Below are 25,948 nucleotides of genomic sequence, written 5' to 3'. Positions count from 1 at the left end.
CACCCACCACAACCAACTCCGACACAGCTTCATTCCGTGTCTCGCGGCGTCCGGCTCACTTCGCCTCGGCGTAGCTGTCCACCACGGCGGCCGTCACGGGGAACTCGACGGGGAATCCGCCGAACAGCAGGCGCCCGGCGGCCGCCGCCGAGGCGACCACCGCATCCGCGGCCTGCTGAGCGAGCTGGGCCGGGGCGTGAACGATCACCTCGTCGTGCAGGAAGTACACCAGGTGGGGGCTCTCCAGCAGTGGTCCGTCCTCGCCGAGCACGGTGAGCCGCTTGCGCAGGTCGGCCATCCAGCACAGCGCCCACTCCGCCGCGCTCGCCTGCACGACGAAGTTGCGCGTGAACCTGCCCCAATCGCGCGCCTGGCTGCGGGCGCGTCGCTCGTCCGCATCCGTCGACTCCGGCGCGGACGCCGCCGCCTGGATGGCCGCCCAGGAGCCGCCCGGCCGTGGCGAGCTGCGGCCCAGCCGCGACGTGACCACCTCGCCGCGCTCCCCCGCCCGCGCGGCCTCCTCGACGAGCCGGATCGCCTGCGGGAACGCCCTGGTCAGCCGCGGCATCAGCCTGCCGCTCTCCCCCGTCGTCGCGCCGTACATCGCGCCGAGCATCGCTACCTTCGCCTGGGCCCGCTCCTCCACTGCGCCGGACGCGACGATGCCCTCGTACAGGTCTTTCCCCCGCCCGGCCGCCGCCATCGACTGGTCGCCGGACAGACCGGTCAGGATGCGCGGCTCCAGCTGCGCGGCGTCGGCCACCACCAGCTTCCAGCCAGGGTCGGCGACCACCGCTCCCCTCACCTGCTTCGGAAGCTGCAGCGCGCCGCCGCCGCGCGTCGCCCAGCGCCCGGTGACGACTCCGCCGGGCACGTAGTCGGGATGGAACCGGCCGTCGCGCACCCAGGTGTCGAGCCAGGTCCAGCCGTTGGCGGTGAGCAGGCGGGAGAGCTTCTTGTATCGCAGCAGCGGCGGGATGGCCGGGTGGTCGACATCGCGGAGCTCCCACGATCGTGTCGACGTCACCATGAGGCCGGCCCGTTTGAGCGCGCGCAGCACCTCCGGCGGACTGTCCGGGTTGAGGTCGGGGCTCTCCAGTTCGGCGCGAAGCTCCGCCGCGAGGGCGTCCAGCATGGCCGGCCGCCCAGCGGCCGGCCGGGGACCGAGCAGATCGGTGAGCAGCGCGTCATGCCGTTCCGCGCTGTACGGCAGTCCGGCGAAGCGCATCTCAGCGGCGATCAGCGCCCCGGCGGACTCGGCCGCGAGCAGCAGACGCAGTCGGCCGGGGCTCGTGCTGCCGTCGACCGCTGCGCGCTGCGCAAGGAACTCCTCGAGCGCGGACGGTGCTGCATCCTGCCGGTCGTCCTCGTCGAGATCGAACAGCGCGGTGTGAGCGGCAGGCTGCTCCTCTGCGAAGGCGGGAAGGGCGTCCCACAGCCCGAGCGGAGCCGTCGCGAGCGCTGAGCCGGACGAGAGCGACGACATCCGGAGGATTGTGTGGCTCAGCTGGAGGTCGTCGCAGCGTTCGATGCGCACGCCGGCGGCGAGCAGCGGCGGATACCAGGCTCGGGTGTCGCTCCACGCCCAGCGTGGACTCTCCCGCTCTTCGGCACGGACGAACCCGGCCAGCGCGGCGGCCTGGATGGTCTCCTCGCCGACCACCGCACCGCCCGCGTCGACCCTGGTCGCCAGAACGCTGCCGGGCGACGGCCGGTCGAGTACGAGGTGCACGCATCCATTCTGCGGCCGGCGTGCGACACTCCGTGACGCGTCTTGTCAGCGACGGGGAAGGTGAGGATAATTCACACAACGACGATGCCGACCCGAAAGGCGATCGACGATGACCGCATACCTGCACGACAGCCAGGGCACCTGGATCGCGTACCGGATCGACGACACAGGACGGTTCCTGTTCAACCCGGACGGAGACTGGATCGGCTGGTTCCCCTGGAACGACGACGACGTGGTGACCCCGGACGGGCACTACCTCGGCACCGTCGTGGGCGACCGCCTGCTCACCGACACCGCCCACCCGTTCCGCGGAACACCTGACTACCCGGGCGCACCTCGCTATCCCGGCCAGGTGAGCTACCCCGGCGCTGCGGCGTTCGTCAGCATGCCCGTCGGCTACCAGGACGTCGCAGGCTCGTTGCTCTGGCCACGCATCGCCTCCTGAGCCATCGGGTCGCTCGCAGGCCGCCGTCAGACGCCCAGGCCGCCGTCGGAAGCTCAGACCGCCGTCAGAAGCTCAGACCGCCATCAGGCGTTCAGTCCGCCAGCCCCACCAGTCGCGCCCGCAGCTCCGGCCACGCTGCTGCGAACCCGGGATGCAGCGGCAACTCCGTCACACCGCCCACCTCCACCCAGCGCAGCTCGATGCTCTCCGGGTCGGCCACCAGCGCCTCGAACGGCCGAACGGCTTCTGCGACGACGGTCGTGTACGACCAGAAGCCGAGGTCGAGGACGCTCGTGAACAGCACGGCCACCGCATCCCCTGGCACGGACGCTTCCTCCGCCGCCTCGCGCAGAGCACCGTCGACAGCGGACTCGCCCTCGTGCCGCGCGCCACCCGGCAGCCCCCAGGTTCCGCCGAAATGACTCCAGTCCGCCCTGTGCTGCAGCAGGATGCCGCGCCGGCTGTCGTGGACGAGCAGACCGGCCGCTCCGAAACGGCCCCAGAACCGCTGACCGTCCGGACCCTCGACCCACGCATCGCCACTGTTCACCCCTCCACGTTAGTCGCCGTGGATTGCGGGCTTGTCACACGGTGTCACGGTTCTAGGGTGATGCCATGACCCTCGAACGCTGGCACCGCATCACCGAATGGCCGCTCACCGGCGCGGCCGCCCTCTTCCTCGTCGCGTACGCCTGGGAGGTCATCGCCGACCTCTCCGGTCCGTCGCTGATCGTCGCCGAGACCGTCATCTGGCTCACCTGGGGCGTGTTCCTCGTCGACTACTTCGTGTGTCTCTGGCTGGCGCCGAATCGCTGGCGCTGGTTCTACACGCACCTGTTCGATCTGGCGATCGTCGTGCTGCCGATGCTGAGACCACTGCGCCTGCTGCGGCTCGTCACGATCCTCTCCGTGCTGCAGCGCACCGCCGGCGCCGCGTTCCGAGGCCGCGTGATCGTGTACGTGGTCGGTGCGGGCGCCCTGCTGGTGTTCACGGCGGCGCTGGCGGCACTGGATGCGGAACGCCACGCCCCAGGGGCGCACATCAACACGTTCGCGCGCGCGGTCTGGTGGGCGTTCGAGACGATCTCGACGGTCGGCTACGGCGATTTCACGCCGGTCACCGAGGTGGGCCGACTGGTCGCCGTCGGGTTGATGATCGGCGGGATCGCGATGCTGGGCATCGTGACGGCGACCCTCGCATCCTGGATCGTCGAACGCGTCGCGCAGACCGAGATCGACACCAGGGCCGCCACGCGCGGCCAGATCAAAGCCCTGTCTGCGCAGGTCAGCGAGCTGCGCGAACTCCTCGAACGGAAGTCCGCCTGATGCCGGGCGTGCGCAGCGCCGGCATCCTGCTCTACCGTCGGCGGGCGACGGTAGAGGTGTGGATCGCGCACATGGGTGGGCCGTTCTGGGCGAGGAAGGACGAAGGCGCCTGGTCGATTCCGAAGGGCATCGTCGAGGCGACAGACCTCGACGGGGAGCTCGCGGCCGCCCGACGCGAGTTCGAGGAGGAGATCGGATCTCCCGCGCCGGACACGGCGTACGCATCGCTCGGCGACTTCCCGCTCTCCTCCGGCAAGAAGGTCGCGGTGTTCGCGGCCGAGGCGGAGGCGTTCGCGCCGGAGACGGTCACGAGCAACGCGTTCGAGTTGGAGTGGCCGCCGCGCTCGGGGCGCATCCAGTCGTTCCCCGAGATCGACGACGCGCGCTGGACAACGATCGAGCTCGCGCGCAGCAAGCTCACGAAGGGCCAGCGCCCCATCCTCGACGCGTTGCTCGGGCACCTCGACGGCACCGGATCCTAGGCCCGACGTCGGCCGCTCCGGGGTGGCGAAATGGTCAGCGTCCGCTGTATAGTCAGTGCATGCTGACCATTTCTTCCCGCCTCGATGTGATGAACCGCCTCGGACGAGCGATGGCCGACCCCACCCGCTCCCGCATCCTGCTCGCGCTGATCGAGCAGCCTGGTCATCCGGGCGCGCTCGCCACGGAGCTCGGTCTGACCCGCTCGAACGTCTCGAACCATCTCGCCTGCCTGCGCGGCTGCGGCATCGTGGTAGCGGTGCCGAGCGGCAGGTCGACCCGCTACGAGATCGCCGACCCGCACCTCACGCGGGCGCTGACGAGCCTGGTGGATGTGGTCCTCGCGGTCGACGACGGCGAGCCGTGCGCCGACGAGCACTGCGACGTGCCACTGTGCTGCGGACCCGGCGCGGCGGTGGACGTCTCCGTGGAAACGGGTGCGACGGCGTGAGCGCGACCGCCGCATCGACTGGCCGCCCGATCGTCCCGGCGCGCACGCGCACGCTGCAGCGCCGCATCCGCTGGGTCGTCGCGATCACGATCGGCTACAACGTGGTCGAGGCCGTGGTCGCCATCGCGGCAGGGACCGTGGCGTCGAGCGCCGCGCTGATCGGATTCGGGCTCGACTCCGTCGTCGAAGTGCTGTCCGCTGCGGCCGTCGCCTGGCAGTTCACCGCCGCCGACCCGGAGAGTCGCGAGCGCACGGCGCTTCGCGTGATCGCCGTCTCGTTCTTCGGCCTCGCCGCGTATGTGACCGTCGACAGCGCCCTGTCGCTGCTCGGGATGCGCGAGGCGGCGCACAGCCCTGTCGGTCTGGTTCTCACAGCGGTCAGCCTCCTGGTGATGCCGCTGCTCAGCTGGTTCGAGCGTCGCACAGGGCGAGAGCTCGGCTCGGCCTCCGCAGTCGCCGACTCGAAGCAGACGCTGATCTGCAGCTACCTCTCCGCCGCGGTCTTCCTGGGGCTCGCCCTCAACGCGCTGTTCGGCTGGGCCTGGGCGGATGCGGTGGCCGGCCTCGTGATCGCGGCGTTCGCGGTGCGCGAGGGAGTCGAGGCGTGGAAGGGTGACGCGTGCACGGTGCCGGTGAGCGAGCTGACGGGCGAGAGCTGATCGGCGAGACCTGACCGGCGAGAGCTGACCATCAACCGCCGCGGATCGGCTCCGGCGCGTGCAGGAATGTGAGCACGATCGCCGGGACGAGCACCGTCGAGACCATACCGACGACCGGGGCCACCCACGCTCGCTCCCGCGCACGGCTGAACGCCAGCATGAACGCCGCAATCGCCGCCAGCGGAACGGGGAGCACCGCACCGAGGAGTGCGAGCTGCGGGACCGGCCACACCCTGGACAGACCGAACAGCCCGTCCCCGCCCACCGCGAGCGACAGCTGCAGCACGCACGAGGCCACCGCCAGCGCGACGACCACGTGCGCGCACACCAGCAGTGCTGCGACGACCCCCGGATGGCGCTGCGCGAAACTCACCGTCCCACCGTATGGACGGGCCGCTCCCCCGCGCATCCACCGCCAGGATGAGGTCCGCCACCGGCGAATCCGACTCCTCGACAACCCGTCGAGAGCGCCGCTAGCCTGAGCACACGTATCGCTGGTGACACGGAGGTGGGCTGTGGGGCACGTGGTGGCGACGGGGGCCGGAAGGGCCATGATGGATCGGCGGAACGATCCGACGCACGACTACATCCTGGGGTTGACCGGCACGGAGCGGCCTCGCGTGCTGTTCCTCGGCACGGCGACCGGAGACGATGCCGCGTACATCGTGAGCTTCTACTCCACCTACGATTCCGACCGGTGCGCCCCGCACCACCTGCCGCTGTTCCATCGCTCCGTCGAGGACCTCGCCGGGTTCGTCCGCGATTTCGACGTGATCCACGTGGGCGGCGGCAACACGGCCAATATGCTCGATGTGTGGCGACGGCAGGGCCTCGACGTGATCCTGCGGGAGCTGTGGGACGACCCTGCGTCCAACGTCGTCTTCACCGGTGGCAGCGCTGGCGGCATCTGCTGGTTCGAGGGCGGAACGACCGACAGCTACGGCCCGCCGCTGCGGGTGCTTCCCGAGGGCCTCGGCTTCCTTCACGGCAGCTTCTGCCCGCACTACGACGCCGAGGACGAACGGAAACCGCTGTTCCACGCGGCGCTGCTCAGCGGAGAGCTCAGCACCGGGTACGCCGTCGGGAACCTCCAGTCGCTGCACTTCGACAGCAGCGGCTTCGTCACCGCCATCAGCCCCGTGGATGCGCCACTCGCCGTGCGCGTCGAAGCGATCGACGGCCAGATCGTCGAGACGCCGCTGCCCACCCGCATCCTGACCGGCTCTGCGCCCGTCACCGCTGGACCGTCGTCGTGAACGACAACGTGTGGGTGCTCGTCGCGCAGCTCGTGGTCGTGGTCGCCGCGATCTACATGGGCACCCGCACCAGCGGCATCGGCTTGGGCGTGTGGGGGCTCGTCGGCGTCGCTGTGCTCGTCTTCGGCTTCGGAGAGGCGCCGGGCAGCGCCCCGGTGGATGCGGTCTTCATCGTCATCACGGTCATCACCGCCGCATCGACCATGCAGGCAGCGGGAGGCATCGAGTGGATGGTGTCCGTCGCGGCCAAGGTGATCAGGCGCCGCCCACGCTCCGTGGTGTTCCTCGCGCCGGCCATGTCGTTCCTGTTCACGGTCGGAGCGGGAACCGGCAACATCTTCTACCCGCTGCTCCCGGTGATCTACGACGTGTCGTACCAGCAGAAGATCCGCCCCGAGCGCGCCCTGTCGGTGTCGGCTGTGGCGTCCCAGGTCGGCATCCTCTGCTCCCCTGTGTCGGCGGCGACCGCCTCGATGGTGGTGCTGCTCGCACCGCAGGGCGTCGATCTCGGCGGGCTCCTGCTGATCATGTGGCCCGCATCCATCGCCGGGCTCTTCGTGGCCGCGCTCGTCATGATGCGCCACGGCAAGAACCTGGAGGACGACCCGGTGTTCCAGAAGCGCCTCGCCGACGGTCAGATCCAGCCGCCCACCGAGGACGCCCACGACCAGAAGCTCCCGCGCACGGCCGTGCTGTCCGCGGCCATCTTCCTCGTCGGGGTCGGCGTGATCGTGTTCTTCGGGCTGTTCGAGGGGCTGCGCCCGGTGATCGGGACCAACGACGACGGCAGTCCGCTCCGGCTCAGTGTGACGGTGATCATCGAGGTGACGATGGGCGTCATCGCCGCGCTGATCTTCGTGCTCTGCAAGGTCAAAGCCTCCGACGTGCCGAAGCAGGCCACGTTCCCTGCTGGGATGGTCGGCGCCATCGCGCTGTTCGGGATCGCCTGGCTGGCCAACACGTTCGTCGCGGCGAACCAGAAGCTCATCGTCGACGGGCTCGGCTCTGTGGTGTCCGGCTCGTCGGCGTTCCTCGGCGCCGTGCTGTTCGCCATCGCTCTGTTCGCGGTGGCGATGCTGACCACCAGCCAGTCGAGCGCCACCAACGCCATCGTGCCCATCGGCATCACGATCGGGCTGCCTGCTGCCCTTCTGGTCGGCCTGTGGCCGGCGACGATGGGCATCTACACGCTCCCGGCCAACGGCAGCCAGGTGGCGACGGTGGCGTTCGACCAGACCGGCACCACCAAGATGGGCCGGTTCGTCGTCGACCACTCGTTCCAGCTCCCGAACCTGGTCTACATCGGCGTCGCCATCGTCGTCGGAGTCGCGCTGTCGTTCGCGTTCGCCTGACGGCGCTCCCATCGCCCTCGGCGGTGTCGTCGTTCTCGACCACCGTCGGCCGCCCTGGATACCATGCAGCATGGCTATCAAGTTCGAGAACGTGGGGATCGCCGTGCGCGACCTCGAAGCGACCATCTCCTTCTTCACCGACCTCGGTCTCACTGTGCTCGGCCGCGACACGGTCAGCGGCGAGTGGGCGGACACCGCTGTCGGCCTCGACGGCAACCACGCCAAGATCGCGATGCTGCAGACCCCGGACGGCAGCGGTCAGCTCGAACTGTTCGAGTACATCCACCCGGATGCGATCGAGACCGAACCGACGCTCCCCAATGAGATCGGGATGCACCGCGTCGCCTTCTCGGTCGACGACATCGACGCCGCCCTCGCCATCGCCGCGAAGCACGGCTGCTACCCGCTGCGCGGCGTGGCGACGTATCAGGACGTCTATAAGCTCACGTACCTCCGCGGGCCGAGCGGGATCATCGTGATGTTCGCGGAGGAGCTCAAGAAAGGCTGACCGCGCGGACGCGGCCTCAGCGCTTCCTGCCACTGGCGGATGCGCTGAGGCACTGAGCCACGCACCCGGCGTCGGTAGGGCGGACGGGACTTGAACCCGTGACCGGCGGATTATGAGTCCGATGCTCTAACCAGCTGAGCTACCGCCCCGTGTGCCCGTTCAGTCCGTGCTGGGCACTGGTGGGGCCGATTCCGTCACAGGGTCGGCCACCGGCTCACCACGATACAGGCTTTCGAAGGTGCTGATCGTCGTCTGGATGTCGTGCGCGGCGACGATGCGGAGCGACGCGTTCTTGAGCACGTCGAGCTCCTCCTGCGGCAGGGTGAGGACGTGCTCGAGGCGGTCGGCGAGGTGCTGTGCGTTGCCTGGCTCGAAGAGGTAGCCGTTCTCGCCGTCGTGCACGAGGTGCGGGAGCGCCATCGCGTTCGCCGCGACGACCGGCAGCGCGGAGGCCATCGCCTCCATCGTCGCGATCGACTGCAGTTCGGCGATCGACGGCATCCCGAACACGGTTGCGCGGGTGTACGCCTGGCGCAGTTCCTCGTCGGTCACATAGCCGGTGAACGTCACCCTGTCGGCGATCCCGAGCTGTTCGGCGAGGGACTGCAGGTTCTTGAGCTGGTCGCCACCTCCGACGATCTCGAGCTGCGCATCCAGATCGGACGGCAGCAGCGAGACGGCCTTCAGCAGCACGTCGATCTGCTTCTCCCCCGTCACGCGCCCGACGAACAGGATGCGGTTGCCGGTGCGCGGCGTGAAGTCCGGCGTGTAGTTGTGGGCGTCGATGCCGCAGGAGATCGCGTGCACGTTGCGCAGTCCGGTGTACTTCTCCAGGAACTGAGCGGCCTTCGCCGTCGGCGTCGTGACCGCTTCTGCACGACCGAACGTGCGGCGCGCCGCCTTCCAGGCCAGGCCGATCGCGTAGTCCTGGATGAACCGAGGCAGGAGCGTGAACTCCAGCATGTTCTCCGGCATGAAGTGGTTCGTGCCGATGATCCGGATGCCGCGCTTCTGCGCCTCCTGGGAGAGCCCTCGGCCGACGACGATGTGCGACTGGAAGTGCACGACATCCGGCTTCACCTCGTCCAGGATGCGCGCACTGTTCTGCTTGATCCGCCACGGGATCGCGAACCGCAGCCAGTCGTGCGGGTACCAGCGCCAGCTGTACAGCCGGTGCGCCGTCATCTTCTGGCCCTCGTGCTCCTCGACCCAGGTGCCGTGCTTGCGGCTGGCCGCCGGCGCGACGATGTGGACGTCGTGCCCACGGGAGACGAGCCCTGCTGCGAGCCGCTCGGCGAACCGCGCCGCGCCGTTGACGTCGGGGGCGAACGTGTCGGCCCCGATCACGACGGTCAGCGGCTTCTTGGCCGGAACGGGGGGCTGGGCGGGCGTACTGCTCGGCTGTCCGCTCGTATCGGGCACGTGGTGAATCCCTACGTTAGTGGGCCGGGATGGTGAATCCGGCGACGGTGTTCGCTCGCCGATCGGGGCCCGACCGGCTGATTCAACGGCCTAGTCTAAGCCGGAATCCGTTGTTTTGTCGGCAACCGCTGCAGCGACCGGCGCGGCGGAGGCCGCCTGCGGGTGGTGTTTCGCGAGCTGGAAGACGCCGTAGATGGCGACGGCGCCGGACAGGACGAAGCCGACCATGGCCCACCAGGGCGCCCCTGCGGCCTCGTCGAGGATGACGATGCCGATGGTCACCGCGACCAGAGGGTCGACCACCGTCAGGCCCGCGATCACCAGGTCGGGAGGCCCGGACGAGTACGCATTCTGCACAAAGTACGCGCCCAGGATCGCGGCCGCCAGCAGCGCCACGATGCAGAGCACCAGCAGCCAGTCCCATTCCTGCCGGGAGATGCGGTCGATGACCACCTTGGCGAGCGTCGCGACGAAACCGTAGAGCACACCGGCGCCGATGATGTAGATGATCGCCTTGAACTTGGCGCGCAGGAAGTAGAACAGGGCGCCGAAGGTGAGCAGCACGACGGCGAGGATGATCAGGATCTCCACGAGCGCCTGCGTCGTCACGGGCCGGTCGCGGGCGTACACCGCGGCGATCAGCACGAACGCACCGACACCGCCCACGCAGAGGCTCACCGCGATCACCGACCGGTGGTTGAGCTTCACCCCGCTGACCCTGGCGTTCAGGATGCTCGTGATGACGAGCCCGACGACGCCGAGCGGCTGCACCAGGATGATCGGCGACAGCTTCAGGCTGACGAGCTGGAAGACGATGGCGAGACCGAGCAGCACCGTGCCGATGACCCAGGACGGGCGGGCGAGCAGCAGGCCGAGCTGACGGAGGTTGAGGCCGGACTGCGCATCCTGCGTGTTGGCCTCGACCTTGGCGACGCCGTGGTGCTGGAGCTGGGCCCCGATGGAGAGGAAACACGCGCCGATGAGCGCGATCGGGATGCCCAGGAGCTGACTCGGCTCATAGGCCAGGTCGAGCGCATCCATCAGTTCCGTACCCACCCCACGACCCTATCCAGTTTCCCCCCGATATTCTTGCTGAATGGCCGTCCTTCCCATCCGGATCACCGGAGACCCTGTCCTGCACGCACCAGCCGCTCCCGTCACGGAGTTCGACGACGCGCTGCGCACCCTCGTCGACGACATGTTCGAGACGATGGACGCCGCTCCCGGCGTCGGTCTGGCCGGCCCGCAGGTCGGCGTCCCTCTCCGCTTGTTCGTGTTCGGCTGGACGGACGACGACGACGTGCGGCACCGCGGCGTCGCCATCAACCCGGTGCTGTGGATCAGTCCGACCGGTATCGGCGAGCTCGACGAGGACGCAGAGGCGGAGGGCTGCCTGTCGTTCCCCGGCGAGCGATTCCCGCTCCGCCGCGCTGAGAGCGTCATCCTGGAGGCCGTCGACCTCGACGGCACGCCGTTCGAGATTCGCGCAGACGGCTGGCTGGCGCGCATCTTCCAGCACGAGTTCGACCACCTGGACGGTGTGCTCTACGTCGACAGGCTGAGCCACCCGTTCGCCAAGGCGGCGAAGAAGGTGCAGAAGAAGAACTCCTGGGGCGTCCCTGGGCTCAGCTGGCTGCCTGGCCGCGACCACCTGGACGACTGAGCCGACGCGCCGGGCGTCGCGTCGACCGGGCGGTCACCGCCCCAGGTCGACCCCGTGCACTCCGTTGTGGAACTTCAGCGCAGGGAACACCACGGACAGAGAGAACCCGACGCCGGGAACAGTGGATGCGTTCAGCACCCCGCCGAACAGCGCAGCACGTTCGCGCATCCCGGTGAGCCCTGCCCCGTCGTACGTCTCGGTGAGGGCGCGCAGGTCCTCGTCGATCGTGTACTGCGTCGCCTGGTCGACCGCCTCCCCGGCGAGCCCCATCCTGCGCGCAGCAGAGCGGATGCCGTCGTCGTCGACGCTGACCTGCAGTCCGTCGCCCGTCCAGGTGAAACCGATCGCGACCGCTGTGCCAGGACCGCCGTGCTTGAGTGCGTTCTCCAGGCTGGACTGCAGGATGCGGAACACCGCGAGCTCCGCGCCCTGTCGGAGCTCGAAGCGGTCGCCGGACTCGGTGAACGTGACGTCGAGCCCGGCGTCCCGCATCACCCGGAACAGGTCGCGGGCCGAGTGCAGGCTGGGCTGCGGCATCGCAGCGCTCTCGCCGTCGCGGACGACGGTCTGGATGCGCCGCAGATCGCCGAGCGCATCCCGTGCGGAGGTCTCCAGCGCCGCGACTGCGCGTGCCGCGGCCTCCGGATCGGAGACGGCGGCGTAGCGGACGCCCTCTGCCTGCGACGCCAGGCGGGAGACCGACTGGATGGCCACGTCGCCGAGTTCGCGCACGATGCGGAACCGGCCGGCCTGCTCGGCCAGCTCCAGTTCCCTGTCGATGCGGTCCCACTCGCTCTCCTCGCGCCGGCCGCTCAGCCGCGCGTGCGAACGGCGGGAGCGCAACCACAGCACGAGGAGGACGACGGCGGCGACGAGGAGCGCGGCTCCGGCGATGGCGAGCACGAGCACGAGGCTCCTGGCGTCTGCCGTTGACAGAGCGTTCATGGCCTATCCTTCCGGCCGTGACGGGGGTCTTCGGCCCGGACGATCATATCCGTCCTCGCCCCGGCGCTTTTCGTGCCGCCGTCGCCCGTCCCGCTGGCGCTACTGCCCGGCCGGGCGGTTCGCGCGTAGCACTTCGAGCCGTGCGCGATACTCGACCTCGTCGATATCGCCCTGTGCGAAGCGCTCTGCGAGGGTGGCCTCGGCCGAACGCGAGCCGGCGGCACCTCCCCAGCCTCGGCCGTATCCAGGGCCGTAGCCGGCAGCGGCGGCCCGGCGCCAGCGGCGACCCGCGAACACGAAGATCAGGACGAAGACAGCGATCCAGAACAGCGGGATGAGGAGGAACAGGAAGCCGAACCCTCCCGCCCACGGGCCGACCCAGTGGGCGGCGACGGTGGTCGCGGCGATGGTGCTGAGCATGATGATTCCAATCGTGACTGCGGTCCGCGTCGGATGCGAACCGTCCCCCTCAGCCTCGCCGGATGCGGCCTGAAGCGAATCGGCCCGGCGGAGTGAATGTCCGTACTCCCGTGGGACGAACGCTGCGCGGCAGTCCTGCTACTGCCACCCCGGCTGCACGAGCCCGCTCTCGTAGGCGAGCACCACCAGGTGCACCCTGTCGCGCGCATCCAGTTTCTGCATGATGCGGGAGACGTGCGTCTTCGCGGTGAGCGGGCTGAGGTAGAGCCGTTCGCCGATCTCGCCGTTGCTCAGCCCCTGGCCGACGAGCGCGAGCACCTCGCGCTCCCGCTCGGTGAGCGCGTCGAGGGCCGTGCTCGGCGGCGCCGGCCGCAGCCCGCCTGCCACGCGTTCGAGGAGCCGTTTGGTGACGCCAGGCGACAGCAGCGCGTCCCCTGCGGCAGCGACGCGCACCGCCCGGATGAGGTCGACAGGCTCGGTGTCCTTCACCAGGAATCCGCTCGCGCCCGCCGTGATCGCCTGGGCGACGTACTCATCGAGCTCGAAGGTGGTCACGATCACGATGTGCGTGTCTGCCAGCTCGGGGTCGCGGACGATCTCCTCCGTGGCCCACAGCCCGTCGCCGTCCGGCATCCGGATGTCCATGAGCACCACGTCCGGCCGCTGCCGCTTCGCCAGGGCGACGGCGTCTCGGCCGGTCGCGGCCTCGCCGACAACGTCGATGCCGTCCTCGGCCTCAAGCAGTGCCCGGAAGCCGGCGCGCACGAGGTGCTGGTCGTCGGCCAGCAGCACCCGGATCACAGCAGCACCCGGATCACGCGGCGCCCGCCGTCCTGATCGGGATGCGGGCGGTCACGGTGACTCCCCCCGCCTCCTCGGAGACCGCCTCGAACCTGCCACCGAGCAGCTCGGCGCGCTCGCGCATCCCGAGCATCCCGCCGCCGAGGTCGTCGTCGTCCGGCAGGCCGCGGCCGTCGTCGATGACGGAGACGACGTACTCGCGGTCATCCTGGCCGAGTGCGATCCAGACGTGCGTCGCCTGCGCGTGCCTGCCGATGTTCGTCAGCGACTCCTGCACGATCCGGTACACCGCGAGCTGGATCGCCGGCGCCGGGACGGTCGTGAGCGTGTTCTCGTACCGCACCTCGAGCCCTGCACGCCGGTAGGTGTCCACCAGCACAGGGATGCGGTCGATGTCCGGTTCCGGCGCCCTGGCGGCCCCGTCGCCCTCCGAGCGCAGGAAGCCGAGCACTCCCCTGACCTCCTCCAGCGCTTGCCCGCTGGTCGCCCTGATGGCCTCCAGGCTCTCCCTGGCCTTGTCCGGGCGGGTGTCGAACAGGTGCAGTCCGACACCGGCCTGCACGCTGATCTGCGAGAGCGAGTGCGCGAGCACGTCGTGCAGCTCCCTCGCGATGCGCAGCCGCTCCGCCTCCGCTGCGGACTCCCGCCGCGCGGCGATCGTCCGAGACAGCTCGCGGTAGCGCTCCCGCCGGTTCCGGATCGCCTCGCCGACGCCGACCAGCAGCAGCAGGATGAGCGCGACGATCAGCGGCCGGATGATCGCGGTCGGCTGCACGCTCAGCAGATAGGCCGCGAGCGGCCCGAGCACGGCGAGCCCTGCGAGGGTCCACCACGCCCACACCCGCGCCCCGCGCACGACGGCGCTGACCACGGCGAAGGCGAGCGGCACGGCCGCGAACGGCGGACCGGCGCTGACGGCGATGGCGGGCGCGCAGAGGGCCCCGATCACCGCGACGACGACACCGGGATGCTTCCTGGCCGCGAGGAGGACGAAGGACGACGCGAAGGCGACGAGCACGAACGCCAGCGAGAGCGCATCCCGTCTGGCGTCGTGGATGGCGATGACGAGGCCGGGCACCTGGATGAGGGCGGCGACCACGACGGGGAACCAGCGGGCAGCAGGGGGCCGGGGACGGTTGGTCCAGCCCCGTTCGGCGCGCGCGAGCCGTGCTTGCTCATCCGCGCTCCAGGCCATCCGTCCATGCTAACGAGCGGGGCTGAACGCGACGACCGCCGCAGGGAGGTTCACGGCTACTCCCCCGGGAGTACACGGCAGCACGCCGTGTATGCCCGCCGCGACATATGCGCTCCGGTTAACGAGGAAACCCCCGAACTTCCGGGGAAGTTCGGGGGTTCAACGCTCCCCGACTTGGACTCGAACCAAGAACCTGCCGGTTAACAGCCGGCTGCTCTGCCAATTGAGCTATCGAGGAATGCTTGAATCAGCGTAGCTACTCTAGCAAGGAATCCGCGGCCAGCAAAAATCGGCCGGGACGCCCGCGCGCGTCGCTCGCTGACGCATGGTTCGTCAGTAGCCTTCCGGCGGATCGACCACCCCGACGAACCGGCCGTCTTCGAGGAACGCGTGCACATTGAGGCGGATGCGCTCGGCCAGCAGCGGCGCCGTCATCTCCGGCGTGTCCGCCTGGTGCGGCGTGATGAGGCAGTTGGGCTCGTCCCAGAGCGGGTGCCCGTCCGGCAGCGGCTCTGGGTCGGTCACGTCGATCCCGGCGCCCGCGATCGCGCCGGAGGCGAGGGCGGCCACCAGGGCGTCGCTGTCGACAAGCCCGCCGCGAGCGATGTTGACCAGGTACGCCGTCTCCTTCATCGCCGCGAACTCCGGCGCACCGAACAGGTAACGCGTGCCCCCTGTGAGGGCGGCGGCGATCACCACGACGTCGGCATCGGGGAGCACCTCGGCCAGGCGGTCCGCCGTCACCGTGCGGCTCGCGCCGGCGACGGGGTCGGTGGAGCGGCGGACGATCGTGATCTCCGTCCCGAACGGTTCGAGCAGCTTCATCAGCTCCAGCGCGATCCCTCCGGCGCCGACGATCACCACGCGCAGCCCGTACAGCGAGCGGCCCTCCTGCTCGGTGGCCCAGGAGCGTGCGACGACGCGCTTCGGCAGGACACGCAGCAGTGCCAGCGTGAGGGCGAGGGCGTGCTCGGCGACCGGCTGCGCATAGGCGCCCTTCGCACTCGTCCAGATGAGGCCAGGCCTGTCCTCGGCGGCGAGGATGTCGGCGAACGCGTCGACCCCGGCGTACGGCAACTGCACCCAGCCGATCTGCGGATGCGTTTCCAGCGTCTCCGCGAGCCCGCGCGCATCCAGGTAGGTCAGCCAGACCAGGCCACGCGTCGCGTCGGAGAGCTCTGCGACCGTGCCTCCGCCGGCGTGCACGGCGTCGACGAAGGTCTGCTCCTCTGTCGGCATGACGGCGATGGGGCCCGGCTCCGGTCGCTCGTCGGCGGGCAGAGCCTCCGCCTCGACGGCGAGGACGGCTCTGTGCTGCCGCACGGCGGCGGGAGCAGCGGTGTTGTCGGCGGTCATCGGTTCTTCTCCGAACGTCTCGGGCGTCGCTCGGTGCGACGCTGCGGTGGTTTCAGTGCCTTCGCGAGCCCGTCGACGAAGGGATGCTGCGGGTCGGCCAGCACGTCCTCGATCGGCCCGTAGCCGACGACGCGGCCGCCCTGCAGCACGATGGTGTTGTCGCTCGCCCTGCGGAGCACGGACAGATCGTGGCTGACCAGCACGGCGGAGAACCCCTCGTGGTCGCGAAGCTGGGCGAGCAGGTCGATCACAGCGTCCCGCACCGTCGCGTCGATGCCGGCGGTCGGCTCGTCGGCGACGAGCACGGACGGGCCGAGCACCAGCGCGCGGGCGAGCGCGACGCGCTGACGCTGCCCTGAGCTCAACTCGTACGGGTACTTGTTCAGCACGCTGAGCGGCAGGTGCACCGTGTCGAGCATGGTCGCAGCTCGCTCACCGGCGGCGCGCCTGCTGTAGTGCTCGTCGCGCTCGAAGATCGGCAGGGCCACGTTGTCTGAGATGGTCAGCGAGGGTTCGAGGGTGTTCGCCGCATCCTGTGCCAGATAGCCGACGTGAAAAGTGACCTCTGCGACATCGCGCTTCTTCGCCTTGCGCAGCGATGTGCCGAGCACGGTCGCGTCTCCCCCGCTGATCCGCGGACCGGGCTCGGAGGCGCGCAGCGGAAGGCCGCGGCCGGCCAGGATCGCCGCCAGCGTCGACTTGCCTGAACCGGTCTCCCCCAGAACGCCTAGCACCTCCCCCGTCTCCACGCGGACGTTGATTCCGCGGAGGGCGACGCAGGAGGCGCTCGGGCCCCGCGCTGGGTATTCGACGGACAGGTCGCTGACGACGATCGCGGGGTTGGAACTCACACAACGACCCTAGGCGCTCTCCGCTCGCAAAGCGCGCAGGGCTTCCCGCCGGTCGGCCTGTTCGATCGGATCCGGCACGGGGAGCGAGGCGAGCAGGCGCTGGGTGTACGCCTGCTGCGGGTTGCCGAGCACCTGGGCGCCCGTGCCCTCCTCGACCAACTTGCCGCGGTGCAGCACCGCGATCCGGTCGGCCAGGATGTCCACGACGGCCAGGTCGTGGCTGATGAACAGCGCGGCGAACCCGAACTCCCTCTGCAGTTCGGCGAAGAGCTCGAGCACACGCGCCTGCACGGAGACGTCGAGAGCAGACGTCGGCTCGTCGGCGATCAGCAGGGTCGGCTCCAGGGCGAGCGCCCTGGCGAGGCTGGCACGCTGGCGCTGCCCGCCGCTCAGCTCGTGCGGGAACCGGTCGCCGTAGCTCTTGGGGAGCTGCACGGCTTCCAGCAGGTCGTCCACCCTGCCCCGCGCATCCGCCGGGCTGGACGCGCGCCCGTGCACGACGAGCGGCTCCGCCACGCAGTCCGCGATGGTCAGCAACGGGTTGAAGCTCGACGCCGGGTCCTGGAACACGAACCCGATGTCGCTGCGGACCGGCTTGAACTGCCGCTCCTTCACCCCGTTCATCTCGTGGCCGAGCACCCGCAACGAGCCGCCGGTGACCCGGTTGAGCCCGCCGATGGCGCGGCCGATCGTGGTCTTGCCCGACCCGCTCTCCCCGACCAGGCCGAGCACCTCGCCTGCGCGGATCTCGAAGTCGACGCCGTCCACCGCCACGAAGCCAGGGCGACCGAGCCTGCCGGGGTACTGGATGCGCAGCCCCTCCGCCTTCACAACGGGAACAGCGTCGTCCCAGTCGGCGCCGCGCGCCGCAGCCCTGTCCTGCGTGGACGAGAGCCCCTGCCCGATCTTCGGAACGGAGGCGAGCAGCCTCTTGGTGTAATCCGCCTGCGGGGAGGCGAACAGCGTGCGGGCGTCCGCCTCCTCGACCAGCTTGCCCTGGTACATCACGGCCACGCGGTCGGCAAGGTCGGCGACGACGCCCATGTTGTGCGTGATGAGCACGATGGCGGCGCCGAACTCGTCGCGGCAGCGTCGAAGCAGGTCGAGGATCTCGGCCTGCACGGTCACATCCAGTGCCGTCGTCGGCTCGTCCGCCACGATCAGGCCGGGGTTCAAAACGAGCGCCATCGCGATCACGATGCGCTGCTTCTGGCCGCCGGAGAACTGGTGCGGGTAGTACTTGACCCGCTTCTCCGGCTCCGGGATGCCGACCCGCTGCAGGATCTCGACCGCCTGCGCCTGTGCGGCCTTCTTCGAGATCTTGCTGTGGGCACGCAGGCCCTCCGCGATCTGCCAGCCCACCGGGTACACCGGGTTGAGCGCGGTGGACGGCTCCTGGAACACCATGGCCACATCCGTGCCGCGCACCTCGCGCAGCTGCCGCTTGCTCAGGCTGATGACGTCGGCCTCGCTCTGGCCGTCCTTGCTGCGCAGGATCACGGCGCCGGAGGCCGTGGCGGTCTCCGGCAGCAGGCCGAGGATGGTCTTGGCCGTGACCGTCTTGCCGCTGCCGGACTCGCCGACGATGGCGAGCACCTCGCCAGGGGCGACCCGCAGGGACACATCGTCGACGGCCTTCACAGCGCCGGCGTCGGTGGAGAACGAGACCACCAGGTTGTCGATCTGTACGACGTCGCTCATGGCTTGACCTCGATTCCGTGTTCGTCGAATGATTCCCCGCCCTCGAGGCCGTCGATCCCTCCTGGGCCGGCGTCCAGCGTTCCACCGGGGACGACGGAGGTCTCCGCGACCGTTCCCGCCGCCTGAGCGACGGCACGGCGACCGCGGAGCCTCGGGTCGGCCAGGTCGTTCAGGCTCTCGCCCACGAGGGTGATGCCGAGCACCACCAGCACGATGGCGACGCCGGGGAACACCGCGGTCCACCAGATGCCGCTCGTCACATCCGACAGCGCCTTGTTGAGGTCGTAGCCCCACTCCGCTGCGGCGGTCGGCTCGATGCCGAAGCCGAGGAAGCCGAGTCCCGCGAGCGTCAGGATCGCCTCCGACGAGTTGAGCGTGAAGATCAGCGGCAGAGTGCGGGTGGAGTTGCGCAGCACGTGCCGGAACATGATGCGGCTGTTGCTCGCGCCGACCACCTTCGCCGACTCGACGTACGCCTCCGCCTTGATCCGCACGGCCTCGGCGCGGATGACGCGGAAGTACTGCGGGATGAACACCACGGTGATCGAGATCGCCGCGGCCAGGATGCCGCCCCACAGGTTCGACTGGCCGCCGCTGATGACGATGGCCATCACAATCGCCAGCAGCAGCGACGGGAACGCGTAGATCGCGTCGCAGACCACCACGAGGATCCTGTCCAGCCAGCCGCCGAAGTAGCCGGAGACGAGACCGAGGAAGATACCGACGAAGATCGACAGGATCACCGCGACGATGATCACGGAGATCGCGGTCTGCGCTCCCCAGATCGTGCGCGAGAACACGTCGTAGCCGCCGACGGTCGTTCCCCAGATGTGGGCGCCGCTCGGCGGCTGCTGCGAGCCGAACTGCCCGCTCGCATCCCGCAGCTGGGCGAAGCCGTACGGCGCGATCAGCGGGGCGAAGATCGCGACCAGGATGAAGACGCCGGTGATCACGAGGCCCGCCACGAGCATCCCGCGCTGCAGGCCGACGCTCTGCCGGAGCTGGTGGACGATGGGGAGCCTGTCCAGAATGCTGCGCTTCGCCATCTCAGTACCTCACTCTCGGGTCGATGAGCGCCGCGATGATGTCGACGATGAAGTTGGTGAGCGCCACGACGACGGCGAGCAGGGCGACCATGCCCTGCACGGCGACGAAGTCGCGCGCCTGCAGATAGTGCGCGAGCTGGAAGCCAAGGCCCTTCCACTCGAACGTCGTCTCCGTCAGCACCGCGCCGCCGAGGAGGAGCGCGATCTGCAGGCCGATCACGGTGATGATCGGGATGAGGGCCGGCCGGTATGCGTGCTTGCGCACCAGCCGGAACTCGCTGACGCCGCGCGACCTGGCCGCATCCACGTAGTCGGTGGAGAGCGTGCCGATGACGTTGGTGCGCACCAGCCGCAGGAACACGCCGGCGGTGAGCAGGCCGAGCGCGACGGCGGGCAGGATCGCGTGCGTGAGCACGTCGGCGACCACGGCGGGGTCGCCGGTCTGGAACGCGTCGATCAGGTAGATGCCCGTCTTGTTGGGCAGCAGTTGCATCTCCAGCTCCGAGCTGGTGGATGCGCGCCCGGCGACGGGAAGCCAGTTCAGCCAGATCGAGAACACCAGCTTGAGCAGCAGACCGGCGAAGAACACCGGCGTCGCGTAGCAGAGGATCGCGAACACGCGGAGGGACGCATCCTGGCCCTTGTCGCGGAAGTACGCGGCCACCATGCCGAGCGGGATGCCGACGATGAAGGCGACGATGAGCGCGTAGAACGCGAGCTCCAGCGTCGCCGCACCGTAGGTGAGCAGGATCTGCGTGACCGGCTGGTGGTCGGTGAAACTGGTGCCGAAGTCGCCGCGCAGGATCTGCCCGAGGTAGTCGAAGTACTGCACGATCAGGGGCCGGTCGTATCCGGCCTCGTGGATGCGCTGCTGCAGCTGCGCGGGAGGCAGCTTCCCTCCGAGCGCCGCGGTGATCGGGTCGCCGGTTGAGCGCATCAGGAAGAAGACGAGGGTGACGAGGATGAAGATCGTCGGGATGATCAGGAGGGCGCGGACCAGGATGTACCGGCCGAGGCCGCCTCCCGATCGCCGCTGCTTCGTCCTGGTTCGTTCTGGACCGGGCGCTGCTGGCGCGGCCGGGCCGGTGACAGTCGCTGTCATGGAAGCCAATCGTGGGTGGTTCGAGGAGAGGGGCGGCCCGCGTCGTGCGGACCGCCCCCGGTCGGCTAGTTGGCTAGCCTGCTGATATCAGCCCTTGGAGAGGGCAGCGTAGCGGAACTTGAACGACGGGTCGAGCGTCTTGTCCGCGCCGTTCACCGTCTTTCCGACCACGGCGACCTGAGCGCCCTGCAGCAGCGGCAGGGTGGACAGGTCGGCCCCGACCTTGGCCTGGATCTCCTCGATCAGCTTCGTGCGGGCGGCCGAGTCGGTCTCGCCGAGCTGCTGCTCGATGAGGGACTGGACCTCCGGGTTGTCGTAGTGGTTCGCAAGGAAGTTGTCCTTGATGAAGAACGGCGACAGGTAGTTGTCGGCGTCCGAGTAGTCCGGGAACCAGCCGAGCTGGTATGCCGGGTACACGTCGGCAACGCGGTCCTTCGAGTACTGCACCCACTCGGTCGACTGCAGGTTGACCTTGAACAGGCCACCGGCCTCCAGCTGCTCCTTCACGAGTGCGTACTCGTCGCCGGAGGACGGGCCGTAGTGGTCCGGGTTGTACTGGAGGTTGAGCGCGACGGGCGTGCTGACGCCCGCGGCCTGCAGAGCGGCCTTCGCCTTGTCGAGGCTCGGTCCGCCGTTGCCATCACCGTAGAGGTCCTTGAGCACGGTGGTCGCGCCGGTCAGGCCCTCGGGGACGAACGAGTAGAGCGGGGTGTACGTGTCCTTGTAGACCTGCTTGGCGATGGTCGCGCGGTCGACGAGGTCGGCAGCGGCCTGACGGACGGCGAGCGACTTCTTCGCGTCGGCCTCCGGCGTGGTCGCACCGTACGGCATGGTGTTGAAGTTGAACACGATGTAGCGGATCTCGCCACCCGGGCCCTTCACGACCTTGACGTTCTTGTCGGAGGAGAGGCTGTCGACGTCCGTGGCGGTGAGGCTGCGGAACGCGACGTCGATCGCGCCCTTCTGGATGTCGAGCTTGAGGTTCGACGACTCGGCGTAGTACTTGACGTTCACCTTGTCGGTGGCCGGCTTGCCGAGGAGACCCTGATAGTTCGGGTTGGCCTTGTACGCGATCAGGTTGTTGAAGTCGTAGCTCGTGATGTCGTACTGACCGGCGAACGCGTGACCCTTGACGATGGTCTGGTCCGGCGTCACCTTGTCGGCGGAGAAGACCTGCTCGTCGACGATCGGGCCGGCGGGGCTGGAGAGCACCTGCGCGAAGGTCTGGTCGTTGGCGACCTTCAGCTTGAACACGACCGTGGTCTTGTCGGGAGCCGAGACGCTGTCGAGGTTCGCGAGCAGCGACGCAGGACCGTTCGGGTCGTTGATCTTCTTCTGACGGTCGAAGGTGAACTTCACATCCGAGGAGGTGAGGTCGTGGCCGTTGGCGAACTTCAGGCCGGGCTTGAGCTTGACCGTGTACTCGTTCGGCGAGGTGAAGTCGGCGCTCGCCGCGATGTCGGGCTTCACGTCCGGGCTGCCGTACGGCGAGTTCAGAAGGAACGGGTAAACCTGGTTCATCACAGCGAACGAACCGTTGTCGTACGAACCGGCCGGGTCGATCGAGGTGATCTTGTCGGTCGTGCCGATGGTCAACGTTCCACCGCTGCCGCCGGAGCTGTTGTTGTTGCTCCCTGAGCAGCCGGCGAGCACCAAGGCCGTCGCCGCGAGTGCGGCGGACACGGCCAGCAGGCGCTTGCCGCTGATGTGTGCGGATCTCATATCCGAGTACCTCTTCCTGGTGTGGGGTCACCGACTCGGCGCGCAGAGATCTGCAGCTGTGCCGAATCGCGTAGGTATGTCCTAACACGAAATGCGCGCGGTAGATGCATCCGAATGCACTTCGTAGCGAGATCTTTACGTTAGTGCAACATAACTGCGCTCATCTGCGCGCAACGCACACGAAAAGTGCTTGAATGCCCTATTCTCCGCGCAACCGCATCCGTTCGGCGTCGATCGACGCCATCGCGACCTGCAACGACCGGCGCAGTTCGGTCTCCTGCTGATCGGTGCGTGCCAGCCGGTTGGTGAGCTCGGCCTTCTCGCGGAGCAGGTCGCGGTCGATCAGGCCGTCCACGATGGACCGGGCGTACCGGGAGACGTCTCCCGCTGCCTGCGGGAGGGCGCCGACGGCGAGGGCGTTGACGGTCGGCCCGTAGCCCTGCGGCACCTCCGCGAGCACCCTGTCGACCCAGCCAGGGTCTGTCATCGTGGTGAGCTGGCTGGCGATCGCGTCTTTGATGACGGCGTGCGTCGGGTTCACGAACGGCACCTGCACGGCGCGCGCCGCCCGCTCCTGACCGACCTCTGCTGGAAGCTGCAGCAGCACCATCAGCGACTCGCGCTCCGTGCGCTGCGTCGGATCGCGCAGGTCGGCCTGCTGAACGACGGCCGTGGATGCGGTCCCGTCCTGACCCTGCTCGCCCTGCTGGCCGCGCTGGTCGGCTCCCGCACCCTGGCGCTGACCGGCCCGCTGTCCTGCTCCCTGTTCGGAGCGGCGCGCAGCCTGCACGGCTCGCAGCGTGTCCTGCAGGTCGGCGCCGGAAAGCCGGGCGAGCTCGCGGGCGTACCCGTTCTGGGATGCCGGGTCGCGGATGGTCGCGACGATCGGCGCACCGCCGCGCATCGCTGCCGTACGGCCTTCGACGGTGTCGAGGTCGTACTTGTCGACCACCTGCCGGATCATGAACTCGAACATCGGCTTCTTGGCGTCGATCATCCTGCGCACGGCGTCGTCGCCCTTCGCGAGCCGCAGGTCGCAGGGGTCGAGGCCGTCCGGTCCGACAGCGACGTAGGTCTGGGCGGAGAAGCGCTGCTCCTCGCCGAACGCCCGGGTGGCAGCCTTCTGGCCGGCCGCATCCGGGTCGAAGGTGAAGATGACGGATCCTGTGCTGTTGTCGTCGCCCATGATGCGCCGGATGACCTTGATGTGGTCGACGCCGAACGCTGTGCCGCAGGTGGCGACGGCGGTGGTGATGCCGGCGAGGTGGCAGGCCATCACGTCGGTGTATCCCTCGACCACGACCACCTGGTCCAGCTTCGACACGTCCCGCTTGGCGAGGTCGAGCCCGTAAAGCACCTGCGCCTTCTTGTAGACAGGCGTCTCCGGGGTGTTGAGGTATTTGGGGCCTTTGTCGTCGTCGAGCAGGCGGCGCGCGCCGAATCCGATGGTCTGGCCCGTCACGTCCCTGATCGGCCAGATCAGTCGTCCGCGGAACCGGTCGTACACGCCGCGATCGCCCTGCGACACGAGTCCTGCGGTGGTGAGCTCCTCCGTGCTGAAGCCTTTGGCGCGCAGGTGCTTGGTGAGCTCGTCCCAGCTCTTCGGGGCGAAGCCGACGCCGAAGCGGCCTGCTGCGATGGCGTCGAAGCCTCGCTCCCCCAGGAACCGCCGACCGATCTCCGCTTCCGGAGAACCGAGCTTGCTGCGGAAGAACTCTTCCGCAGCGCCGTTGGCGGCGAGGATGCGCGCGCGGTTGCCGTGCTCGGACGGCCCGCCCGTTCCGTCCTCGTAGCGCAGCTGATATCCGATGCGCGCGGCGAGACGTTCGACGGCCTCTGTGAAGGAGACGTGGTCGAGCTTCTGGAGGAACTCGTAGACGTCGCCGCCCTCACCGCAGCCGAAGCAGTGGTAGCGCCCGACGGCGGAGCGCACCGTGAAGCTCGGGCTCTTCTCGTCGTGGAACGGGCAGAGGCCCTTGAGCGATCCGACCCCGGCGGACTTGAGGCTCACGTAGTCGCCGACGATGTCGGCGATGTTGGTGCGGGCTTTGACCTCTTCGATGTCACTCTGTCGAATTCGGCCGGCCATGGAACGATTCTACTGAGCCGCGGCGACTCTTCTCGCGCGTCGCGGTATCTCGTGCTCGAGGTGGCGGCCCGGCGATCAGTCGCGCTGCTTCGAGCGCTTCCTGGTGTTCTGCGCGATCTCGATGATCGCGACGAACACTTCGATCCCGACCCGGAGGAGCAGCACGCTCAGCATGGCGCCGACGAGCGTGATGATGACGCCGAACAGGAACACGAAGGCGCCGACGACGGAGTGCGTTCCGATGGCGAGCGTGAGGCTGTAGACGAGCGACAGCAGCGTGCTCAGCCCGATCAGCACCAGCCCGACCACGTAGACGGGCCCAGCGAGCTTCCTGGTGACGTAGTTGGTGAACGTGAAGTCGAACAGCGACGAGAAGAACCGCGTGTCGTCGAGCCGGTCGGCGAAGTCGGAGACGGTGCGCCCGTGCCCGGTGGGCGGGGCGCCTGCACCGGCACCTGGGCCGGCTGTTGCATACGCCGCAGCGGGAGCGCCGGGTGCGGGAGGCGGGGGCGGCGGCGTCGCACCGCTCTGGATGCCCTGCTCGCCGACGACGCTCTCCGGAAGGCGAACGGTCTCCGCCGTCGCGGTGGGTTCTGTCGCGACAGGTGCAGGCTCCCCCGCTTGGGCCGCGGAAGCGGCCGGCGTCGCGGGAGCTGCCGGCGTCGCGGGAGCTGCCGGAGTCGAAGGACTGGCCGCCGTCGCTGAAGCGGCGGACGTCGCCGTGGCGGTCTCCGGCGCGGAGGAGGCAGCAGGACTAGACGCGGCGGTCCCGACGGCGGCGGCAGGCGCGGCGGCGGCCGCCGGAGCGGCGGGCACAGCCGGTGTGGCGGCAGTGGCAGGGGTGCCGATCGGGTTCGCCGCGCCGAGCGCAGCATCCATGATCGACGGAGCCTCCCCGTTCGGAGCTGCGGGGGCGGGCTTGTTCGCCGCGGCACGCTTGGTGCGTGCGGTCGGCGTGGTCTTCGCTGAGGTGGCCGACCCTGCGCTGCCTGCGGCGGGCGTGCGCGTCGCGGGCTTCTTCGCAGCGGCGGCCGCACCAGCGGCCGGAGTCTGAGCAGCGGCTGGCACTTTCGGCGTCGTCGTCCGTGCGGCGGGCGTCTTGGCGGCGGGGGTCTTGGCTGTGGCAGCACCAGCGGCGGGCGTCTTCGCAGCAGCACCAGCGGCGGGCGTCTTCGGCGTGGTCGCGCGTGCGGCGCGCACCTTCGGTGCGGTCGTTCCCGACGCGGGCGTCTTCGCCGCTCCGCGTGCTGCTGTCGGCTTGACCGGAGCCGCAGCCGGTTCGGCACCTGGCGCACCCGCGGCGGAGTCTGGCGCTGGCGGAGCGGTCGCCGGCTCAGGCGTGGCCGGGGTGGTGGCATCGTCTGGCGTCGGCTGATCGCCGTTCGCCGGGGGTGGTGGGGTGCTCATCTTTTCCTCTCGATGCCGA

At 69.2% G+C, this 25,948-nt stretch carries 26 protein-coding genes and 2 tRNA genes; 9 read left to right on the top strand and 19 right to left on the bottom strand.

Translation table 11 applies throughout. From position 1 onward, the window contains the following. Positions 1-55: 55 nt before the first annotated feature. Positions 56-1,732: a bifunctional 3'-5' exonuclease/DNA polymerase gene (locus ACIRCZ_RS03865; protein WP_402849828.1), complete on the bottom strand. Its 1,677-nt coding sequence runs from the start codon at positions 1,730-1,732 to the stop codon at positions 56-58. A gap of 109 nt (positions 1,733-1,841) precedes the next feature. Between ACIRCZ_RS03865 and ACIRCZ_RS03860 the strand changes: the two genes are divergently transcribed. Next, entirely contained in the window at positions 1,842-2,177 is a 336-nt protein-coding gene (locus ACIRCZ_RS03860; RefSeq protein ID WP_402849825.1) for a hypothetical protein, read from the top strand. 91 nt (positions 2,178-2,268) lie between these two features. Here ACIRCZ_RS03860 and ACIRCZ_RS03855 read toward each other — a convergent pair whose 3' ends face one another. After that, a complete protein-coding gene (locus ACIRCZ_RS03855) occupies positions 2,269-2,727 on the bottom strand; it encodes an NUDIX domain-containing protein (RefSeq protein WP_402849822.1) in 459 nt (152 codons plus the stop codon). Between the two features lie 65 nt (positions 2,728-2,792). Here ACIRCZ_RS03855 and ACIRCZ_RS03850 point away from each other — a divergent pair, with 65 nt between their 5' ends. The 4 genes from ACIRCZ_RS03850 to ACIRCZ_RS03835 are packed head-to-tail and all read left to right on the top strand — an operon-like array spanning position 2,793 to position 5,093. Beyond that, complete coding sequence (locus tag ACIRCZ_RS03850) at positions 2,793-3,503, top strand: potassium channel family protein (RefSeq protein ID WP_402849819.1); 711 nt, start codon at positions 2,793-2,795, stop codon at positions 3,501-3,503. Beyond that, the gene (locus ACIRCZ_RS03845; protein ID WP_402849816.1) at positions 3,503-3,985 is read left to right on the top strand and encodes an NUDIX domain-containing protein; all 483 of its coding nucleotides are present in this window, start codon (positions 3,503-3,505) and stop codon (positions 3,983-3,985) included. Before ACIRCZ_RS03850 ends, ACIRCZ_RS03845 begins: the two co-directional genes overlap by 1 nt. Positions 3,986-4,044: 59 nt before the next feature. Further along, entirely contained in the window at positions 4,045-4,434 is a 390-nt protein-coding gene (locus tag ACIRCZ_RS03840) for an ArsR/SmtB family transcription factor (RefSeq protein WP_402849813.1), read from the top strand. Continuing rightward, positions 4,431-5,093: a cation transporter gene (locus tag ACIRCZ_RS03835; RefSeq protein ID WP_402849811.1), complete on the top strand. Its 663-nt coding sequence runs from the start codon at positions 4,431-4,433 to the stop codon at positions 5,091-5,093. Before ACIRCZ_RS03840 ends, ACIRCZ_RS03835 begins: the two co-directional genes overlap by 4 nt. A 31-nt stretch (positions 5,094-5,124) precedes the next feature. Here ACIRCZ_RS03835 and ACIRCZ_RS03830 read toward each other — a convergent pair whose 3' ends face one another. After that, entirely contained in the window at positions 5,125-5,466 is a 342-nt protein-coding gene (locus tag ACIRCZ_RS03830) for a hypothetical protein (RefSeq protein WP_402849808.1), read from the bottom strand. 124 nt (positions 5,467-5,590) lie between these two features. On the opposite strand from ACIRCZ_RS03830, the gene ACIRCZ_RS03825 reads away from it, so the two are divergent. The 3 genes from ACIRCZ_RS03825 (at position 5,591) to ACIRCZ_RS03815 (ending at position 8,209) form a co-directional block, all read left to right on the top strand. Then, the gene (locus ACIRCZ_RS03825) at positions 5,591-6,349 is read left to right on the top strand and encodes a Type 1 glutamine amidotransferase-like domain-containing protein (protein ID WP_402849805.1); all 759 of its coding nucleotides are present in this window, start codon (positions 5,591-5,593) and stop codon (positions 6,347-6,349) included. Then, the gene (locus ACIRCZ_RS03820) at positions 6,346-7,701 is read left to right on the top strand and encodes an anaerobic C4-dicarboxylate transporter family protein (RefSeq protein WP_402849802.1); all 1,356 of its coding nucleotides are present in this window, start codon (positions 6,346-6,348) and stop codon (positions 7,699-7,701) included. Before ACIRCZ_RS03825 ends, ACIRCZ_RS03820 begins: the two co-directional genes overlap by 4 nt. A 70-nt stretch (positions 7,702-7,771) precedes the next feature. Next, positions 7,772-8,209: a VOC family protein gene (locus ACIRCZ_RS03815; RefSeq protein ID WP_402849799.1), complete on the top strand. Its 438-nt coding sequence runs from the start codon at positions 7,772-7,774 to the stop codon at positions 8,207-8,209. Positions 8,210-8,284: 75 nt separating this feature from the next. On the opposite strand, the gene ACIRCZ_RS03810 is transcribed toward ACIRCZ_RS03815, so the two are convergent. The 3 genes from ACIRCZ_RS03810 to ACIRCZ_RS03800 all read right to left on the bottom strand — a co-directional run bounded on the left by ACIRCZ_RS03810 (position 8,285) and on the right by ACIRCZ_RS03800 (position 10,687). Further along, positions 8,285-8,358 (bottom strand) — tRNA-Ile (locus ACIRCZ_RS03810). A 10-nt stretch (positions 8,359-8,368) separates the two neighbouring features. Continuing rightward, positions 8,369-9,631: a glycosyltransferase gene (locus ACIRCZ_RS03805; protein WP_055893709.1), complete on the bottom strand. Its 1,263-nt coding sequence runs from the start codon at positions 9,629-9,631 to the stop codon at positions 8,369-8,371. Between the two features lie 90 nt (positions 9,632-9,721). After that, on the bottom strand, positions 9,722-10,687 hold the full coding sequence (locus ACIRCZ_RS03800; protein WP_402849796.1) for a DMT family transporter: 966 nt from the start codon (positions 10,685-10,687) through the stop codon (positions 9,722-9,724). Positions 10,688-10,727: 40 nt separating this feature from the next. Between ACIRCZ_RS03800 and def the strand changes: the two genes are divergently transcribed. Beyond that, positions 10,728-11,294: a peptide deformylase gene (def, locus tag ACIRCZ_RS03795; protein ID WP_402849793.1), complete on the top strand. Its 567-nt coding sequence runs from the start codon at positions 10,728-10,730 to the stop codon at positions 11,292-11,294. A gap of 33 nt (positions 11,295-11,327) precedes the next feature. Here the strand turns inward: def and ACIRCZ_RS03790 are convergent, their stop codons facing one another. The 13 genes from ACIRCZ_RS03790 to ACIRCZ_RS03730 all read right to left on the bottom strand — a co-directional run bounded on the left by ACIRCZ_RS03790 (position 11,328) and on the right by ACIRCZ_RS03730 (position 25,929). Continuing rightward, positions 11,328-12,239 carry a sensor histidine kinase gene (locus ACIRCZ_RS03790; protein ID WP_402849790.1) on the bottom strand — a complete coding sequence of 304 codons (912 nt, stop codon included), beginning with the start codon at positions 12,237-12,239 and terminating at the stop codon, positions 11,328-11,330. Positions 12,240-12,338: 99 nt separating this feature from the next. Next, positions 12,339-12,659: an SHOCT domain-containing protein gene (locus ACIRCZ_RS03785; RefSeq protein ID WP_055893697.1), complete on the bottom strand. Its 321-nt coding sequence runs from the start codon at positions 12,657-12,659 to the stop codon at positions 12,339-12,341. Between the two features lie 138 nt (positions 12,660-12,797). After that, on the bottom strand, positions 12,798-13,460 hold the full coding sequence (locus ACIRCZ_RS03780) for a response regulator (protein ID WP_402849787.1): 663 nt from the start codon (positions 13,458-13,460) through the stop codon (positions 12,798-12,800). Positions 13,461-13,473: 13 nt separating this feature from the next. Then, positions 13,474-14,655 (bottom strand): sensor histidine kinase, encoded by a 1,182-nt coding sequence (locus tag ACIRCZ_RS03775; protein WP_402849784.1) that lies wholly within the window; start codon positions 14,653-14,655, stop codon positions 13,474-13,476. A 165-nt stretch (positions 14,656-14,820) separates the two neighbouring features. Continuing rightward, positions 14,821-14,893: transfer RNA gene (locus ACIRCZ_RS03770), tRNA-Asn, on the bottom strand. Positions 14,894-14,988: 95 nt separating this feature from the next. Continuing rightward, a complete protein-coding gene (locus ACIRCZ_RS03765; protein WP_402849781.1) occupies positions 14,989-16,011 on the bottom strand; it encodes a D-isomer specific 2-hydroxyacid dehydrogenase family protein in 1,023 nt (340 codons plus the stop codon). Beyond that, positions 16,008-16,862 (bottom strand): ATP-binding cassette domain-containing protein, encoded by an 855-nt coding sequence (locus tag ACIRCZ_RS03760; RefSeq protein WP_055893686.1) that lies wholly within the window; start codon positions 16,860-16,862, stop codon positions 16,008-16,010. The genes ACIRCZ_RS03765 and ACIRCZ_RS03760 overlap by 4 nt, the downstream gene beginning before the upstream one ends. A 9-nt stretch (positions 16,863-16,871) precedes the next feature. Further along, entirely contained in the window at positions 16,872-18,563 is a 1,692-nt protein-coding gene (locus tag ACIRCZ_RS03755) for a dipeptide ABC transporter ATP-binding protein (RefSeq protein ID WP_402849777.1), read from the bottom strand. After that, on the bottom strand, positions 18,560-19,609 hold the full coding sequence (locus ACIRCZ_RS03750; protein WP_055893677.1) for an ABC transporter permease: 1,050 nt from the start codon (positions 19,607-19,609) through the stop codon (positions 18,560-18,562). Before ACIRCZ_RS03750 ends, ACIRCZ_RS03755 begins: the two co-directional genes overlap by 4 nt. 1 nt (position 19,610) lies before the next feature. Next, a complete protein-coding gene (locus ACIRCZ_RS03745; protein ID WP_055893674.1) occupies positions 19,611-20,711 on the bottom strand; it encodes an ABC transporter permease in 1,101 nt (366 codons plus the stop codon). Between the two features lie 87 nt (positions 20,712-20,798). Continuing rightward, on the bottom strand, positions 20,799-22,433 hold the full coding sequence (locus ACIRCZ_RS03740; RefSeq protein WP_055893671.1) for an ABC transporter substrate-binding protein: 1,635 nt from the start codon (positions 22,431-22,433) through the stop codon (positions 20,799-20,801). A gap of 199 nt (positions 22,434-22,632) precedes the next feature. Beyond that, a complete protein-coding gene (dnaG, locus tag ACIRCZ_RS03735; protein ID WP_402849772.1) occupies positions 22,633-24,522 on the bottom strand; it encodes a DNA primase in 1,890 nt (629 codons plus the stop codon). Between the two features lie 75 nt (positions 24,523-24,597). Then, positions 24,598-25,929 carry a DUF4282 domain-containing protein gene (locus ACIRCZ_RS03730; protein WP_402849769.1) on the bottom strand — a complete coding sequence of 444 codons (1,332 nt, stop codon included), beginning with the start codon at positions 25,927-25,929 and terminating at the stop codon, positions 24,598-24,600. Positions 25,930-25,948: the final 19 nt, after the last annotated feature.

This window comes from Leifsonia sp. NPDC102414 (assembly GCF_044765685.1).
Taxonomy (GTDB): Bacteria; Actinomycetota; Actinomycetes; order Actinomycetales; family Microbacteriaceae; genus Leifsonia.
This window is presented reverse-complemented; position numbering and strand designations above follow the sequence as displayed.